This window comes from Collimonas arenae (genome assembly GCF_000786695.1).
Lineage (GTDB): Bacteria > Pseudomonadota > Gammaproteobacteria > Burkholderiales > Burkholderiaceae_D > Collimonas > Collimonas arenae_A.
In genome coordinates, this window is the sequence record NZ_CP009962.1 from 1,913,731 (window position 1) to 1,928,565 (window position 14,835).

18 protein-coding genes are annotated in these 14,835 nt (G+C 57.5%); 11 read left to right on the forward strand and 7 right to left on the reverse strand.

Going from position 1 to position 14,835, the window contains the following annotated elements; genetic code table 11:
• Positions 1-228 precede the first annotated feature (228 nt).
• Positions 229-1,311 carry a calcium:proton antiporter gene (locus LT85_RS08715; RefSeq protein WP_038487523.1) on the reverse strand — a complete coding sequence of 361 codons (1,083 nt, stop codon included), beginning with the start codon at positions 1,309-1,311 and terminating at the stop codon, positions 229-231.
• 616 nt (positions 1,312-1,927) lie between these two features.
• Here LT85_RS08715 and LT85_RS08720 point away from each other — a divergent pair.
• On the forward strand, positions 1,928-2,419 hold the full coding sequence (locus LT85_RS08720; RefSeq protein ID WP_038487526.1) for an Hcp family type VI secretion system effector: 492 nt from the start codon (positions 1,928-1,930) through the stop codon (positions 2,417-2,419).
• Positions 2,420-2,454: 35 nt separating this feature from the next.
• Positions 2,455-2,625, forward strand: coding sequence for a PAAR domain-containing protein (locus LT85_RS26485; RefSeq protein WP_156117473.1), 171 nt, complete (start codon positions 2,455-2,457; stop codon positions 2,623-2,625).
• A 100-nt stretch (positions 2,626-2,725) separates the two neighbouring features.
• On the opposite strand, the gene LT85_RS08725 is transcribed toward LT85_RS26485, so the two are convergent.
• The 3 genes from LT85_RS08725 to LT85_RS08735 form a co-directional block, all read right to left on the reverse strand.
• Positions 2,726-3,319, reverse strand: a complete 594-nt coding sequence (locus tag LT85_RS08725) for a hypothetical protein (protein WP_038487529.1) — start codon at positions 3,317-3,319, stop codon at positions 2,726-2,728.
• 7 nt (positions 3,320-3,326) lie between these two features.
• Positions 3,327-4,283 (reverse strand): 4-hydroxy-tetrahydrodipicolinate synthase, encoded by a 957-nt coding sequence (gene dapA / locus LT85_RS08730; protein WP_038487532.1) that lies wholly within the window; start codon positions 4,281-4,283, stop codon positions 3,327-3,329.
• A gap of 62 nt (positions 4,284-4,345) precedes the next feature.
• The gene (locus LT85_RS08735) at positions 4,346-4,576 is read right to left on the reverse strand and encodes a hypothetical protein (RefSeq protein ID WP_253273700.1); all 231 of its coding nucleotides are present in this window, start codon (positions 4,574-4,576) and stop codon (positions 4,346-4,348) included.
• A 387-nt stretch (positions 4,577-4,963) separates the two neighbouring features.
• On the opposite strand from LT85_RS08735, the gene LT85_RS08740 reads away from it, so the two are divergent.
• On the forward strand, positions 4,964-5,584 hold the full coding sequence (locus tag LT85_RS08740) for a TetR/AcrR family transcriptional regulator (protein ID WP_038487535.1): 621 nt from the start codon (positions 4,964-4,966) through the stop codon (positions 5,582-5,584).
• A 244-nt stretch (positions 5,585-5,828) separates the two neighbouring features.
• Positions 5,829-6,230 (forward strand): VOC family protein, encoded by a 402-nt coding sequence (locus tag LT85_RS08745; protein WP_038487538.1) that lies wholly within the window; start codon positions 5,829-5,831, stop codon positions 6,228-6,230.
• 153 nt (positions 6,231-6,383) lie between these two features.
• Here LT85_RS08745 and LT85_RS08750 read toward each other — a convergent pair whose 3' ends face one another.
• A complete protein-coding gene (locus LT85_RS08750; RefSeq protein WP_038487541.1) occupies positions 6,384-7,166 on the reverse strand; it encodes an IclR family transcriptional regulator domain-containing protein in 783 nt (260 codons plus the stop codon).
• Positions 7,167-7,298: 132 nt separating this feature from the next.
• Between LT85_RS08750 and LT85_RS08755 the strand changes: the two genes are divergently transcribed.
• The 6 genes from LT85_RS08755 (at position 7,299) to LT85_RS08775 (ending at position 12,729) form a co-directional block, all read left to right on the forward strand.
• Entirely contained in the window at positions 7,299-8,183 is an 885-nt protein-coding gene (locus LT85_RS08755; protein ID WP_038487544.1) for a 4-hydroxyphenylpyruvate dioxygenase, read from the forward strand.
• Positions 8,176-9,024 carry a shikimate dehydrogenase family protein gene (locus LT85_RS08760; RefSeq protein ID WP_038487547.1) on the forward strand — a complete coding sequence of 283 codons (849 nt, stop codon included), beginning with the start codon at positions 8,176-8,178 and terminating at the stop codon, positions 9,022-9,024. The genes LT85_RS08755 and LT85_RS08760 overlap by 8 nt, the downstream gene beginning before the upstream one ends.
• On the forward strand, positions 9,021-9,908 hold the full coding sequence (locus LT85_RS08765) for a sugar phosphate isomerase/epimerase family protein (RefSeq protein ID WP_038487550.1): 888 nt from the start codon (positions 9,021-9,023) through the stop codon (positions 9,906-9,908). Before LT85_RS08760 ends, LT85_RS08765 begins: the two co-directional genes overlap by 4 nt.
• Positions 9,909-9,983: 75 nt before the next feature.
• Positions 9,984-10,124, forward strand: coding sequence for a hypothetical protein (locus tag LT85_RS26490; RefSeq protein ID WP_156117474.1), 141 nt, complete (start codon positions 9,984-9,986; stop codon positions 10,122-10,124).
• An 80-nt stretch (positions 10,125-10,204) separates the two neighbouring features.
• Positions 10,205-11,326 carry a porin gene (locus tag LT85_RS08770; RefSeq protein WP_038487553.1) on the forward strand — a complete coding sequence of 374 codons (1,122 nt, stop codon included), beginning with the start codon at positions 10,205-10,207 and terminating at the stop codon, positions 11,324-11,326.
• A 56-nt stretch (positions 11,327-11,382) separates the two neighbouring features.
• Positions 11,383-12,729: an MFS transporter gene (locus LT85_RS08775; protein ID WP_038487556.1), complete on the forward strand. Its 1,347-nt coding sequence runs from the start codon at positions 11,383-11,385 to the stop codon at positions 12,727-12,729.
• A 1-nt stretch (position 12,730) separates the two neighbouring features.
• On the opposite strand, the gene LT85_RS08780 is transcribed toward LT85_RS08775, so the two are convergent.
• On the reverse strand, positions 12,731-13,531 hold the full coding sequence (locus tag LT85_RS08780) for an AraC family transcriptional regulator (RefSeq protein ID WP_253273701.1): 801 nt from the start codon (positions 13,529-13,531) through the stop codon (positions 12,731-12,733).
• A gap of 82 nt (positions 13,532-13,613) precedes the next feature.
• On the opposite strand from LT85_RS08780, the gene LT85_RS08785 reads away from it, so the two are divergent.
• Complete coding sequence (locus tag LT85_RS08785) at positions 13,614-13,871, forward strand: hypothetical protein (RefSeq protein WP_038487559.1); 258 nt, start codon at positions 13,614-13,616, stop codon at positions 13,869-13,871.
• Positions 13,872-13,887: 16 nt separating this feature from the next.
• Here LT85_RS08785 and LT85_RS08790 read toward each other — a convergent pair whose 3' ends face one another.
• Positions 13,888-14,790 (reverse strand): LysR family transcriptional regulator, encoded by a 903-nt coding sequence (locus tag LT85_RS08790; RefSeq protein ID WP_038487562.1) that lies wholly within the window; start codon positions 14,788-14,790, stop codon positions 13,888-13,890.
• Between the last annotated feature and the right edge of the window lie 45 nt (positions 14,791-14,835).

Genomic DNA, 14,835 nt, shown 5'->3' on the forward strand with positions numbered 1-14,835 from the left:
CCGAATTTGGTGAGATCTGATTTTGGTGCGGAAGCTGAGCACCAAACTGGTGCTAGAAAAGAAACAAGCCCAAGGCTGTCGCGTTGATGCTGCGAGTTAGTGCAGAAATCGGGAAGGTCGGAAGGCCGGGCGGAGAGGTTTGGTCTGTTTCAGGGCATTGCAAGCCAGCCGGCTTGGATTGTATCAATCCAAGCCGCGATAGCGCGAAGAGCAAAGCTCTTTGTTTAATCAGGGAACAATCGTTGTAAACAAATACACCGCAAAAATCACCAGATGCACGGTACCTTGCATCACAGTGGTACGGCCAGTACCCAGCGACAGGGTGGCGACGATGAATGACAGCAGCAGCAGCACGGTCGACTTGATGTCCAGGCCGAGCGACAAGGTCAGGCCGGTGGTCAGCGAAACGATCGCTACCGCCGGAATGGTTAGCCCGATACTCGCCAGCGCAGAGCCCAGCGCCAGGTTGAGACTGGTCTGCAAGCGGTTGGCGCGTGCCGCCCGCACTGCCGCCAAACCTTCCGGCAACAATACTACTGCAGCGATGATGATGCCAACCAGCGTCTTGGGAGCGCCGATGCTGGCGACCGCGGTCTCCAGGGCAGGCGCCAGCGACTTGGCCAACAACACCACTGCGCCCAGGCATACCAGCAGCAGACCGGCGCTGACGGCCGCCACTTTGCCAGATGGCGGCGGCGCATGCACGTCTTCGTCGGCAACCGCTTCCTGCGGCAGGAAATAATCGCGATGCCGCACGGTCTGCACCAGCACGAAAGTCCCGTACAGGATCAGGGAGATGATGGCGATAAACGCCAACTGGCTCTTGCTGTAGAACGGCCCCAGCGCGCTGGACGTGTAATTGGGCAGCACCAGCGTCAACACAGCAATCGCCGCCAGCGTCGCCAGCGAGGCGCTCACCCCCAGCAAGCCGAAACTCTGCTCTTTATGGTGGCTGGCGCCAACCAGCAGGCAGATGCCGACGATACCGTTAAGGATGATCATGATGGCGGCAAATACGGTGTCGCGCGCCAGTCCGGTGGTTTCTTCGCCGCCGGCCAGCATTAGCGAGACGATCAACGCTACTTCGATCAGCGTTACCGCCAACGCCAGCACCAGCGTGCCGTAAGGTTCGCCGACCTTGTGCGCTACGACTTCGGCGTGGTACACGGCCGCCAATACGCTGCCGAGCAAGCCTGCAACCAGTAATAATGTGTAGAAGCCACCGAAATTAAAACTGGCGCCGCCAAGCAAGAGCCAGCCGGCGATCGGGGCCGCGATGGACCAAATGGGGAGTGCAGGGGAAATTTTCATAAGGCGATTGGACACGTATCAAGCTTTTTTTGCAAGCGTTGCATGTGTAGAAATATTGCTAATTTTACAAAATACCTGTTAGTAGGCGGTTTGATCATCAAGCTTGTTGTTATCCGCTGCGGTGCACGTTGTGTTGTGGTTATGTTAATTCGGCCGCCGCACATGCGGCTGATGGCCTATTTTCTGACAACTTTCGATGCCAAGCGTTGTTTTTAGCCACATATTAAATATGAAGATATTTTGTGCATTGTCTCCCTAAGCATTCGCCGGATGCGCTGTATGCGGATTTTGTAAAAAAACCGTACAGACGCCAAATTTGACCAATTGCCAGATTTGAATAATGATAATATTGCGTTCTGGCAATAACAGACTGCCGTAACCAACTTCACAATTATTTGCAATTGGGCAAGTAGGTTGAGTGTAGAGTTATTGTTGCGGTCATCCGTATTACCTTCCGACTGCCCTCTGTCCTTGTTCCGCAGTATAGGAAGGGCATGCCAGTATCTATAGCAGTGCCGTACTCGTATTATTTTCTAGACAGAAGCTTCTGTTTTGCCATGCACAGCTATGGCCGGCGGCCGCAATGTCTCAACTTAATTGAATAAGGGGAATCACCATGGCAATCGACGTATATCTGCAAATTAGCGGCATCAAAGGCGAGTCGACCGACGGCGCGCATAAAGACTGGATCGAATGCAAATCGGTGCAATGGGAAGTGCTGCAACCGAAATCGGCCACGGCATCGACCGGCGGCGGCCACACTGCCGAGCGTTGCGAGCACAAGGATATCGTGATCACCAAGATCGCTGACCTGGCTTCGCCGCTGCTGCTGCAAAACTGCTCTTCCGGCAAGACCATCGACAGCGCCAAGTTCGAATTCCTGCGCGCCGACGGCAAAGGCGACCGCATCAAGTATTTTGAAATCGAGCTGTCCAACGTGCTGATTTCCGACGTGACCCCATCCGTCGCAGAAGGCGATGTTCTCAACGAGTCCGTCAGTCTGAAATACTCCAAGGTCAAATGGAAGTACACCCAGCAAAAAATCGGTGGCGGCTCCGGCGGCAACACGTCCGGCGGCTGGGATCTGTCGACCAACAAGGTCGTGTAATTCTTTGATTTGGCAGTGAGAGCCGTGGCATTTGGATGCTGCGGCTTTTTTGCGTATGTCTCGAATGCAATGGCAGATTCAACCTAAGCATCATTCTTGATGATCACCCTACCTTTACCGTGGGCGGGGTCCCGGTGGCGGTAGATGATTGTCAAACTGAATGCGGCTGCAAGCTGATTGGGAGCGGTAGCGCATCTGTCGGCTAATCACAGAACAAGGCAAGAACAATTCCCCAGTCGCAAAAGCCGAATTGACATGCAAAAAGAGAATCATTCACTGCGCTTAACGGTGGAAAACAGCCACCGTTTATGAAGCGCAAGTCGCCGCGCAGTTTGCGTAAATGACGTGGTACAGGGCGCTGATTGTGACGTCGTCGCGTCTTTTCGCAGAAAGATTGCTGAAGCGGATATGCGCGATTTTTTTTGCCAGCGCCGACATGATGCTGCGGCCGGCAGCATTGTCTTCGGTTAGCACCAGCAATTGCAAGGCTGGATTGCGGATGCTGGCGGCATAGACGCTGGCGGTGAGTTGGCTATCTCCATGCGACTCATCGGCCGGGATGGCGAACAAAGCCAGGTCAGCGCCCGCCAGCACGGTATGTGAACCAGCGTCGGGGCGTTTCGGCAGATGGACCAGGATGTCGTGATAGCGGCTTTTGGCTGCTGCCAGTTCAACGCCGATATCGTTGACGGTGATCGTACGGATCTCCGCGCCGGTCTTGATTTCCGTCGCTAGCCAGTCGGTCGTAGTGTCCTGCTTTGGCGTCATCGCCGGATTTTGATAGACCAGCAATACATTACGGCCAGCGCGCGCCCGCCGCCGCGCCAGAGAGGCCGCCAATGAATCGGCGATATCGGAGGATGTGGTGGCTACATGTTCAGAAGCGATAGTCAGGATCATGAAGCGCTCATCTCACCAAGCCCAGCTGCCTTGATTTTCCGCTGGCCTTGCTGCTGACGGAAAATTCGGATTTTTCTATTTTCATTGCGAACGGCAGCGCCATCAGTTCATCCAGCGCGCGGGCCAGTTTGACGCGGCCTACCGCCGACATCGGTGTCATCGGCAAGCGCAATTCGTCCTGGATGTGGCCTTGCAGCGCCAGCGCGGCTTTCACCGGCCCTGGATTCGGTTCCGAAAACAGCAGTTGTATTACCGGTAGCAATTGCTTGAACAAGGTACGCGCGCGCTCTATCTGTCCGGCCCGCACGAGTTCAAACAAGCGCACGAACAGGTCAGTCCGGATATGCGCGGCAGCGGAAATTGCGCCGTGGGCGCCAAGGCAGAGCGTGTTGAACAGCATGGCGTCGTCGCCGCACAGGATTTTCAGGCTGCTGTGATGAACCAGTTCCATGGTTTGCGCCAGGTTGCCGCCGCATTCTTTGATGGCGAGGATGTTTGGCTGGCGCTCCAGCGCGATTACGGTACTCGGTTCGATGTTGACGCCAGTGCGCGAAGGAATGTTGTACAGGATGACAGGGCTATCCGCAGCGGCGGCGACTGCTTCGAAATGCAAGCGCAGGCCTTCTTGCGACGGTCGCACATACGATGGTGACGAGACCAGGAAAGCAGCCGGTTGCAGCGCATTGAGGTGGCTTATTTTTTCGGCGACGGCGCGGGTGTCGCTGCCGCTGATGCCCATCGCCACAGGGCAACGGCCTTGTACCGCTTCCATCACACCGCACAGCAGTTTGTCTTGTTCATGCTCGTTCAAGGTCGCCGCTTCGCCTGTGGTGCCGCAGACTACCAGGCCGTGGATGCCGGCGCTGGATAGGCTGACTGCCAGTTGCTGTGCGCTGTAGAGATCCAGCTTGCCTTGACGAAAGGGCGTGACGAGAGGAACCCAGATACCTTCAAAGGTGGTCATGATGTTCTGATTTCAATAAGAGTTGAGAATGTGTTCCGCAATAGAAAGCGGGGGAGTGGCGTTTATGCCGGAAGCATCGGCGTAATGCGGCCGAATTCTGCCTGCGGCAGAACCCGCATGATGTTGCCGATGACGGAGTCGATCGATTTTTTGTTGAGGCAGAGCCAGAATTTCATTTTGCTGGCATGTTCCACCGGCTTGACGCGCATGTAGATCATGAGGTCGCCGCAGGTGCTGACGATTACACGGCGCAAGTCGGAAACTGATGCGGTATCGACGGTGATCAGCATCATGCATTCTTTTTGCGGAGTGGGATTTTTGTGACGCTTGAGGCGGAGCGGGAAAGGCAAGGAAGGTGCTTGCGCTTTTTGTGATGCTGTTTCTGGAAGCAATGAGAAATGCCAGGTCGATGCTGCTGAAATTACCGGATTCATAGATAGGTTCTACTGGTCGTTTTGGTAGTTACAGATTAGCAGCCAACACGTAAAGATTCTCTAAAAAGGAATGATCTGCATGTAAAAAATACGTAAAAAATCGATGCCGGCTTTTACGCTCCAACCGATTCTGCGGCGACTACATGGCATAGAGCGTGATAGTCAGATGCGCAGACAAATTTGTAAATACGCCATCTGGCAGTCCGTGTAATATGAGCTCTTACTCGCTTTTTAATAGGTGACTCCGTGGCGACAAAGAAACGCCAATCATTAAAGCCGCGCAAGATTCCGCAGCAATCGCGCGCCGAACAAACCGTTGCCACGATCCTTGAAGCGGCAGCCCGCATTCTTGAAGCCAAGGGCCTGGATGGACTCAATACCAATTACGTCGCGCAGCGCGCAGGTGTTAGCGTCGGTTCCCTGTATCAGTATTTTCCCGGCAAGGATGCGATTATCGTCGCTCTTTGCCAGCGTGAGCGCGCCGTGTTTTTTGCAGAGGCTGAAGGCGCGCTGAACGAGCCAACGGGCCAGAGGGGATTGAAGCATCTGATTACCGCCTCCGTTCATCAGCAACTGCGTCGGCCGACGCTCGCCCGTTTGCTCGACTTCGAGGAAAACCGCCCTCCCATTGCCAAAGAACTGGCGCCATTCATCACTGCCATGAGTGAATTGATTCAACAGCTTCTGGCCCATGAGGATATTCCGCCGCAGCCGAACATCGAGATAGCGGCTGGCGATCTCATCGCCATCGTGCGCGCCATCGTCGATGCAGCCGGAGAGCGCGGAGAAGTAGACCGCGAAGCTCTGGAGTTCCGAGTTGGCCGCGCCTTGTTCGGATACTTAGGGATCGTGGATCGTCAGCCTTGAAATCGCAGGAAAGATAAAGGCGGTGTCGAAAAGCGAGTAATCGCCCAGGCTGGTGCGGCGGAGATATTCCGCCTTTCCTATGGCGCGAGCTGCAGACGGGCAGGGAACTCAATGCGAGTTTTGAAGACGAGTAATTACTCGTAAAATAAAAACCCTGGAGAGTCGCACGATCGGCGCTGCGTCGCAGGGGCCGGACAGCGGTATCTCCATCTACTCCGTATTTAAACCCGTCTGCGAGATCATCATGAATATCCATACAGAAGCAAAGCTGAACCACCTGAGTTTTCCCACAACCAACGTGGCCGAGACGACGGCGTTTTTCGAAAAATACCTCGGCTGCGAGGTGGCCGTTGCTGGAGAGAGTTGCCTGCTCAAGCTGAATGGCTTTGACATTGTTCTGCAACACGTGGCGGAAGAGATCCCGGTTTGGCCGGAAGGCTTCCATTTCGGCCTGGAGGTCGACAGCCTGGATGACGTCCATGCTCTCTATAAGGAATTCCTGGAAGGTGGCGTCCGCATGGAGACGGAGATCTTTAATAATTCACGTGGATCGCGATTCTTTTGTCGCACGCCTGGCGGCGTCCAGGTCGAGGTGACCACCCGCGCGGATATGCAGAAGGATCAATTTGAAAAGTTGTTTTCATAGAACCCGCGATAGGGATCTTTGCAAGCATCAACAGAAATTGAGGAGGGCCGCATGATGCGTAGCTTTGTCAGCTGCACTGCAGGTTTATCGGCTCAGCCATTCTTCAAGCAGTGCATCGAGAGTGACTCTTTACACCTGAGTGCAGTGCCCTTGTCAGACCCACATCATCAAGGTGTTGGCGATCGCTTGCAGCGCCGGCACGCAACGTGCCGTCGCTTCCGCGCGCGAGCTGTTGGAAATCATCATGGATACGCTCAAGGCGCCGATCAGCGTGCCGCGCCGGCTCTTGATCGGCACCGAAATGCCGCGCAGGCCGATTTCATACTGGTTTTCGGTAACGCCGAAACCATCTACGCGAATTGCCAGCAATTCGCGCAGCAGCTGTTGCTTGTCGAGAATGGTCAGGTGGGTATAGGCGACCAGCTCGATGCGTTCCAGGTAGGCCTGCAACTCCGCGTCCGGTAGCGCCGACAGCAGCACCCGGCCGGCGGTCGAGGTATAGGCAGGCAAACGCGTCCCCGGTTCGAAGCCCGTGGTCAGCAGGCGGGGCGCATTGACGCGGCTGACGTACACCACGTCGTCGCCCTCCAGCACCGAATAGTTGGTCGACTCTTGCAACTGCAAGGTCAGGCGCTGCAGGAAGGGCACGATGGCGCGCGGCAGGCGCGCCGAATCCAGGTACGAGCGTCCCAGGTTGAGTACTTTCGGCGTTAGCCAGAAGCTGCGGCCGTCGGTCGCAGCCAGGCCGATATGCACCAGCGTCAGCAGATAGCGGCGCGCCGCGCTGCGGCTCAACGCTACCTTTTCCGCCAGTTCGCTGGCGGTCAGGCGTACGGTGTCGTCGTTGAAGGCGGTGATGACGTCGATGCCTTTGATCAGGCCGTCGATCAAGTCGCGCTTGGCGACTTCGACTTCCAGCAATTCCGGTTTTTTCATCTGCAGATAATGTCAAAAATGCGCGCTAATCGCGCAGGATGCGCGATTAGCGCAATATAACAGGTTTTACGCTCTGTTTTTCACTGGCGCGGCTTCCTATACTGGGCCTGACTATTTCAGCCAAGGACCAGCATGACTGCGCAAGAACACAATCCGGAACCGAATAATCCGCTTGGCATAGACGGCATTGAATTTATCGAATATGCAACAGCGCAGCCGCTCGCGCTGGGCGCTTTGCTGGAGCAAATCGGGTTCGTACCAACTGCGCGCCATCGTTCGCGCGAAGTCACCTTGTACCGGCAAGGGACGATGAATGTGATCGTCAATGCCGATCCCGCTTCTTTGCCGCAGAGCGATGCGGAAGTACAGGCAACCGTTATCAGCGCAATTGCATTGCGGGTGCGCGACGCCGACGCCGCTTATCGCCACGCAATCGAGAGTGGCGCCTGGGCGATCCAGACCCGCGCCGGCGTGATGGAACTGAATATCCCGGGGGTGCATGGAGCAGGTGATTCGATCCTGTATTTTGTCGACCGTTTCCGCGATTTTTCCATTTACGACGTCGACTTCAAGCCGATCTCCAACGCCCCTGCGAATCCTCCGGCGCTGGCCGGGATGCATTTCTTCGGCGTGGTGCAAGCCATCGGCCGCGATCGTTCTCCCGAATGGATCGATTTCTACCAGCAGCTGATGGACTTCAGGCCGCTGCCGCAAGGCCGTTATTTCGGTGTGCTGCCCAAGGGCGTCTTGCTGGAAAGTCCATGCCACAGTTTTTATCTGCAACTGGTGGAGCCGCCTGACGGCGCTGCCGGTTTGCAGTGGGATGAGCAATTGATCCGCGTGGGCCTCGGCACGCCGGATGTGCTGGACGCAGTGCGGCAACTGAAGCAACGCGGCATCGTTTTCATCGACCGTGAATCGGCGCAAGTCAGCGCCAAGGGTGCGTTGACGCAGCTCTACAAAGGCGGCGTCAGTTTCGAACTGGTGGTCAGCCAGCGGGAGCCGCAACATGCTTGAGATTTCGGGTACTACCCGCATTTTTCCGGTGATCGGATGGCCGGTAGAGCAAGTCAAGGCGCCGGCACTGTTCAACGCCTACTTTAAACAGCAAGGCATCGACGCCCGCGTAGTGCCGTTCAAGATCGCGCCGGATGCGTATATCGCGGCGGTGCGCATGCTGATGGCGGCGGAGAATGTCGGCGGCATCTTTGTCTCGATCCCGCACAAGCCGATGAGCGTGGCGGCGGTGGACCTGCCAACGACGCGCGCAGCGCTGGCCGGCGCTTGCAACGCCATTTACCGGGCAGCGGATGGTCAGGCGCTGGTGGGCGACCTGATCGACGGCGAAGGCTTTATCCGCGCCTTCGACCGCACCTGTGGCGACACCCCGTTCGACTGGCCGCGGGCCAGGGCGCTGGTGGTCGGCAGCGGCGGCGTCGGCTGTGCGGTCGCGGCTGCGCTCGCTGCACGCGGCATCGGCCATGTGGCGATCTACGATAACCGTTTATCGCAGGCGATTGCCTTGCAAACACGCTTGCAACAGGCCTTCCCGGTCACCCGGGTGGTGATAGGCAAGCCGCAGGCCGAAGGCTACGACCTGATAGTCAATTCGACCCCGCTCGGCATGTATGCCGGCGATCCCTTGCCGCTTGACCTGCAAGGCATAGATCCCGCCTGCATCGTTGCCGATTGCGGCATGAAAATCGAGATGACGTCCTTGCTGCTGGAAGCGCAGCGGCGCGGCTGCCGTATCCAGAAAGGCAGGGAGATGATGATCGAACAATCGCCTTTGTACCTGGAGCTATTCGGTTTTCCGGGCGTGTCCTCGGATGTGTTCCGCGCCTTGGAGGCGATATGAATCTCAGTCATTTCGGTATGGACAGCATTACGATGGCGGGTCCGCTGGAATCCAAACTGCAGGCTTCCAGGGCGGCAGGATTTTCGCAGATCATGTTGTGGGCCAAGGACTTGGCAGGTCATGCGGGCGGCCTGGAAGAAGCGGTGCGGCTGGTGAAAGCCAGCGGCGTTCGCGTTACCGGCATCCAGGTGATGCGCGATTTTGAAGGCTTGTCCGGCGCTTTGCACGAGTACAAGCTCGATATCGCCAAAAATCTGCTGCAACTGTGCAGGGCCGTCGGCGCGCCTCTGCTGATGGTGTGTTCAAGTACGTCGAGCCATGCCAGCGGAGAGTTGCCGCTGATCGCGCAGCACCTGGCCAAACTGGCGACGCTGGCGGTGCCGCTTGGCGTGCGAATCGGTTATGAAGCCTTGTCCTGGGGACGTCACGTCAATCAATATATGCAGTCCTGGGAAGCGGTCGAGCTGGCGGATCATGCCAACCTGGGTGTGGTGATCGACTCCTTTCACATGCTGGCCAATCAGGCCGACTTTGATGGCTTGACGGACATACCGAGCCACAAGATCGCCATGGTGCAGCTGTCCGATTTCATGTGGCGAGATATCCGCAGCGCCGAAGAGCGGCTGGAAACAGCACGCCATCTGCGCGTATTTCCGGGAGAGGGCGCGCATTCGAAAGAGCTGTCCGACTTGCTGCGCCGGCTGGATCGCGGCGGTTATCGTGGCGATTACAGCTTCGAAGTATTCAATGACGATTATTTGCAGCTGTCGCCCGAGATCGTTGCCCGCCGCGCGCATCGTGCCGCCAAGTGGGTGACCGATCAAGTGCTGCGACGCAGCCTGCAGGTGCGACAGCCGACGGCGGATCACCCGACCATGGCGTAGTTGCCAGGCAATCATAACAATCATAAAAACAGCCGCGAATAACAAAAAACAATGCGGCTTAAAGAAGGAGACAGCATGACCTCACACCCGAAATCCGCTCTGTTTTCTGATGGCGCTTATCCCCGCCGCCAGGCCAATGCGCGTCTTGGCAAAGCGCGTAAAGCGGCTAGCGTCGATACGGTCGATACGCATCACGAAGAGCTCCCGCTTCGCTAAACACTCGGGAGCAACCATGGCGCACTCAACCTGAGACGCGTCTTGCAGTCAAACATAAAAATAAATCATATGGAGATGTCATGAAGAGAAAGATCTTTGCCGCCTGCAGTCTTGCCGGCTGTTCCGTCTTTGCGCAAGCGGAGCCCAACGTTACCTTGTATGGCGATATCGACCAGTATCTGGGCTACATCCACAGCAGCAGCGGCGCCAGCGTCACCGGTCTGAACGACGGCGCCATCCTGCGCAGCCGTCTTGGCTTGCGCGGCGTCGAGGAGTTGGGCAATGGATACCAGGCCAAGTTTACGCTAGAGCAAGGCTTAAACGCCAACACGGGCGCAGCTGCGGATGCCAGCCGCCTGTTCGACCGCCAGGCATGGATCGGCATGAACACGCCGGTCGGCGAGTTCCGCGTCGGACGCCAGAATACGGCGATATTTTTTATCGGTGGCGCCATCGACTATACCGAGCGCACCACCTACGGCTCGCTTATCAACAGTTTCGGCGTGCCGTCGCGCTACGACAACGATATTTCCTACAAGTCGCCGCGCATGGCCGGCTTCCAGCTGGATGCTCATTACGCGATGACTGAAACCGCCAGTGAAAGCGTAGGCGCGCGCGGCGTTTATCAGCTCGCCGTAGACTACAGCAACGGGCCTTACCGAGCCGGTTATGCCGGCCTGTGGGCCAAGCCGGCGGCGCAGGCTGCGTTTGCCGACAAGGTGGTCTATCACAATCTCTATGCCGATTACGATTACGGCGGCGGCAAGCTTTACTTCGCCTATGTGCGCAGCAATAACGTCACCGGTAACGCCAATGGCAACAATGCCGCAGCGATTCTCAATAACGTCAGTATTCCGAACAATGCGTTTTCCGGCAATAACGCCAATGTGCAACGCATGTACAACATTTACCAGGTTTCAGCCGATTACCGCCTTAGCCCTCAACTGCGTATTGGAGCCTTGTACGGCGTGATGAAGGATAGTTCCGGTGGCGGCGCGGGCGCGCAGGGCGGCAATGTCGGCGGCTACTACGATTTATCCAAGCGCACCACGCTTTACAGTTTCGCCAACTACATGAAGAACGACGCCAACGCTGGCTTTCGTTTCAGCGGCTCAGCCGGACCCACGGCCAATCTTGCCGGAGCCGATATCAACGGCAAGAGCCTGATCGGCCTGCAGGCCGGCATTCTGCACCGGTTCTAAGAGCATTGCCTTCTTTATAGAAACCGCATATACATCCATAGATCATCGAGGATCGCATGTCACCATCTACTGTAACGCAACAGATTTCCACACAGGCCGCTGCCGCAGCGGCTCCGACCCCAACGTCGACCCGCTCATCGCGCAAGGCGGCCTTGGCCAGCTGGATAGGCAGCGCTGTCGAGTATTATGATTTTTTTATCTACGGCACTGCCGCCGCGCTGGTGTTCAGCAAGATATTCTTTCCTTCATTCGACCCGGCAACCGCTGCGATTGCGGCGTTCGCCACCTTTGGCGTGGCTTATATAACGCGGCCGATCGGCGCCGTGGTGCTGGGCCATATAGGAGATAAATACGGCCGCAAGAAAGTGCTCACGTTTACCCTGCTGCTGATGGGCGTTTCTACTTTCCTGGTCGGCCTGTTGCCGACTTACGGCCAGGTCGGTATCGCTGCGCCGATCATGCTGGTCGTATTGCGGATGTTGCAGGGTGTGTCGGCAGCGGGCGAGCAGGCGGGCGCTAATTCGATGACGCTGGAGCATGCGCCTGCGCATCGCCGCGCTTTCTTCACCAGCTTTACCTTGAGCGGCACCCAGGCCGGCCTGATCCTGGCGACCCTGGTGTTCTTGCCGGTTTCTGCATTACCGGAAGAGCAGATGTTGTCCTGGGGCTGGCGGATCCCCTTTTTCCTCAGTGCGGTTGTGGTGATGGTCGGTATCTGGGTGCGCCGCACCTTGCCCGAAACGCCCGCATTCAATGACGGAAAATCCCAGCAATCGGACGAGCTGCCGATTGCCGTCTTGTTCCGCGAACATAAGGCAGCTTTGCTGCGGGTGATCTTCGCAGCGCTGATCTCGGTGGTCAGTACGATCTTTAGCGTTTTCACGCTATCGTATGCGGTCAATACCATGCACATTCCGCGCGCCACCATGCTGACGGTGTTGATCCTGGCCAACGTGGTGGCGCTGGCAGCCATCCCGGCTTTCGCGATCCTGTCCGACCGCATCGGCCGCAAACCGGTGTTCATCTTCGGCGCGCTCGGTTCGGCAGTCCTGGTCTGGCCTTACCTGTGGAGTATCCACCAGGCGGATATTGCGCTCATCTTCACTTTCGGCTTGTTGTTGTCCGGCGTGGTCTATAGCGCGGCCAATGGCGTCTGGCCTTCGCTCTACGGTGAAATGTTCAATACGCGGGTGCGCTTGTCTGGCATGGCGATAGGTACCCAGATCGGCTTCGGCCTGGGCGGTTTTGCGCCGACCATCAGCGCGGCGATCCAGGGGGCGGGCGCAAACGGCTGGATGCCGGTGGCTGTCTTCGTCAGCCTTACCGCCGTGATCGCGGCGATTTCGGCGGCGACGGCGAAAGAAACGTATCGCACGCCGATGGCGGAGCTAGGTAAGTACTGAGCTACAAGCTACGGTCGCGGTCCACCAGGTATTTACTGGGCGATACGCCCATCGTGCGCCGGAACATGGCAATGAAGGCGCTCAGGCTGTCATAGCCGAGATCGATGGCGATGCTGGTCACGGATTGTCCGGCGCTCAGCAATTCAAGCGCTCGCATCAGCCGAGCCCGCTGACGCCATTCTGAAAATGGCATGCCCGTTTCGGCAGCAAAGCGCCGGGTCAGGGTTCTGGGAGCGATAGCCGCCCATTCCGCCCACTGCGGCAGGGTGCGGCTGTCAGCCGGATCGTCGGCGATGGCTTGAGCGATCTTCTTCAGGCGCCGTTCTGAGGGTAACGGCAACGCCAGCCTTTCCCTTGGCAGGCCGGCGATTTCATCGAGGATCACGGATAGCACCCGTGCTTGGGCTGCATCCGGCATGAGAGTGTCGGACCAGCCGGCGGCGCGCAGTACCGCTGCGCGCAACAGGAACGAAATACGCATCACCAATGCTTGCCCTGGAAGAACCACGTCCGCAGAAGGCGATACGTAGACGCTCCAGCCATCAAACGGACCGTGCGAACGCAGGCTATGCAGCCTGCCGGATGGTACCCAGACCGCATGACTGGGCGGCACCACCAGTCGTTCCGTATCGGTATCGATGGTAAGCAAGCCACTGTTGGCGGCGATGAGCTGGCCGCGAGCGTGGCTATGACGCGGCGTATCGCGCAAATCGGCGCTACGGCAAACCATCGCGATGACGCTCGGCCCGTCATGCATATTGCTGCGGTGTGGATCTATCAGAGGTTGATTGGTGGCGTGCATGCGATACATTATGGCCTGGCCGAGCAAGCTGCGCCAAGGGAGATATCGGATACTGATGTCTCCTCCCTTACGAAAGCCCATCATGCGCGCAGAAGACTTACTCCCCGATCATCTAGACAGCGGCGAATTCAACGGCACTATCGTGCGCAAAGGCACGGTCGGCGCATTCCTGGCGAACGCCAGGGTTTTCCTCGATCCCTCTGCAACTGTCGCCAGACGCGAGGAAGCCGAGGCGCATATGGCTGGAGCGCTAGCGGCGCTCGATGCGCTTGGCCTCTTCGATTTGTTCGAGCTGCGCGATCCGGCTTTGCGCGATTTCGTAGTGCGGCATCGTGGGTAGCCGCCGCTGTCGTTGGCTATTTTCCGGAGTCCTGCTGCTGTAAGTTCTTGCTCAGGAAATCAACAAAAACTCTTAGCCGCGGCAGCATGTGGCGGCTAGACGGCCACAGGATCGAGAAGCTTCCATGGCTAATCGCGTAGTCGTCGAGCACGCTGCGCACGCGGCCTTCGATCAAGTCATCTTGCACCACGAACGAAGGCAGGTAGGCCAGGCCGAGCCCGTTGATTGCAGCGGATAGCAAGGCCTCGATGTTATTGCAGGTCAGGGTGGCGGGAATTCGCAACTCGGGAACGCCAGGCGGTTGACGCAAGGCCCAGTCTTGCAGCTTGCTGCTGGCCAGGAATTTGTAGCGCAGGCAAGCATGTTGCAGCAAATCTTGCGGCTGTGCCGGCTGGCCGTGGCGGCGTAGGTATTCGGGCGAGGCGCAGACCACAAAATTGTATGGCCATAGCTTTTTCGCCATCAGGCGCGAGTCGGGCAAGCTGCCGCTGCGGATCACTGCATCGAATCCATCTTCGATCACGTCGACCATGCGGTCGCTGAAGTCGAGATCCAGTTCGACTTCCGGATAGGTTTGCATGAATGCCGATAATTGCCGGGTCAGCAGCCGGTAGCCGATCGCCGGCAAGCTGATCTTGAGGCGGCCGCGTGGCGCCTCGGTCGATTTCAGCAACGCGTTTTCCGCATCCTCGATATCGTCCAGGATGCCTTTGCAGCGCTCGAAAAACAGCGTGCCTTCGTCGGTTAGCCGGATCTGCCTCGTGCTGCGGTGAAACAGACGCACCCCGAGTTTTGCTTCCAGCCGCGCAATGCTCTTGCCGACAGCGGAAGCCGATACGCCCAACTGGCGGCCGGCGGCGACAAAGCTGGAAGTTTCGGCGGCCTGAACAAAGGCGGCGAGTCCACTCAGGCTATCCATTTTGACTCCTTATTGACGACATTTTGTCCGTATATATTGGACATA

Excerpts from the sequence above, each read along its gene's own strand:
- LT85_RS08770 (WP_038487553.1), top strand. The coding sequence starts at position 10,205 with ATGAAGAGAAAGATCTTTGCCGCCTGCAGTCTTGCCGGCTGTTCCGTC.
- LT85_RS08725 (WP_038487529.1), bottom strand. The coding sequence starts at position 3,319 with ATGATCCTGACTATCGCTTCTGAACATGTAGCCACCACATCCTCCGAT.
- LT85_RS08760 (WP_038487547.1), top strand. The coding sequence starts at position 8,176 with ATGCTTGAGATTTCGGGTACTACCCGCATTTTTCCGGTGATCGGATGG.
- LT85_RS08765 (WP_038487550.1), top strand. The coding sequence starts at position 9,021 with ATGAATCTCAGTCATTTCGGTATGGACAGCATTACGATGGCGGGTCCG.
- LT85_RS26485 (WP_156117473.1), top strand. The coding sequence starts at position 2,455 with ATGCTGCGGCTTTTTTGCGTATGTCTCGAATGCAATGGCAGATTCAAC.
- dapA (WP_038487532.1), bottom strand. The coding sequence starts at position 4,283 with ATGACCACCTTTGAAGGTATCTGGGTTCCTCTCGTCACGCCCTTTCGT.
- LT85_RS08755 (WP_038487544.1), top strand. The coding sequence starts at position 7,299 with ATGACTGCGCAAGAACACAATCCGGAACCGAATAATCCGCTTGGCATA.
- LT85_RS08750 (WP_038487541.1), bottom strand. The coding sequence starts at position 7,166 with ATGAAAAAACCGGAATTGCTGGAAGTCGAAGTCGCCAAGCGCGACTTG.
- LT85_RS08720 (WP_038487526.1), top strand. The coding sequence starts at position 1,928 with ATGGCAATCGACGTATATCTGCAAATTAGCGGCATCAAAGGCGAGTCG.
- LT85_RS08775 (WP_038487556.1), top strand. The coding sequence starts at position 11,383 with ATGTCACCATCTACTGTAACGCAACAGATTTCCACACAGGCCGCTGCC.
- LT85_RS08715 (WP_038487523.1), bottom strand. The coding sequence starts at position 1,311 with ATGAAAATTTCCCCTGCACTCCCCATTTGGTCCATCGCGGCCCCGATC.
- LT85_RS26490 (WP_156117474.1), top strand. The coding sequence starts at position 9,984 with ATGACCTCACACCCGAAATCCGCTCTGTTTTCTGATGGCGCTTATCCC.
- LT85_RS08735 (WP_253273700.1), bottom strand. The coding sequence starts at position 4,576 with ATGATGCTGATCACCGTCGATACCGCATCAGTTTCCGACTTGCGCCGT.
- LT85_RS08780 (WP_253273701.1), bottom strand. The coding sequence starts at position 13,531 with ATGCACGCCACCAATCAACCTCTGATAGATCCACACCGCAGCAATATG.
- LT85_RS08785 (WP_038487559.1), top strand. The coding sequence starts at position 13,614 with ATGCGCGCAGAAGACTTACTCCCCGATCATCTAGACAGCGGCGAATTC.
- LT85_RS08745 (WP_038487538.1), top strand. The coding sequence starts at position 5,829 with ATGAATATCCATACAGAAGCAAAGCTGAACCACCTGAGTTTTCCCACA.
- LT85_RS08790 (WP_038487562.1), bottom strand. The coding sequence starts at position 14,790 with ATGGATAGCCTGAGTGGACTCGCCGCCTTTGTTCAGGCCGCCGAAACT.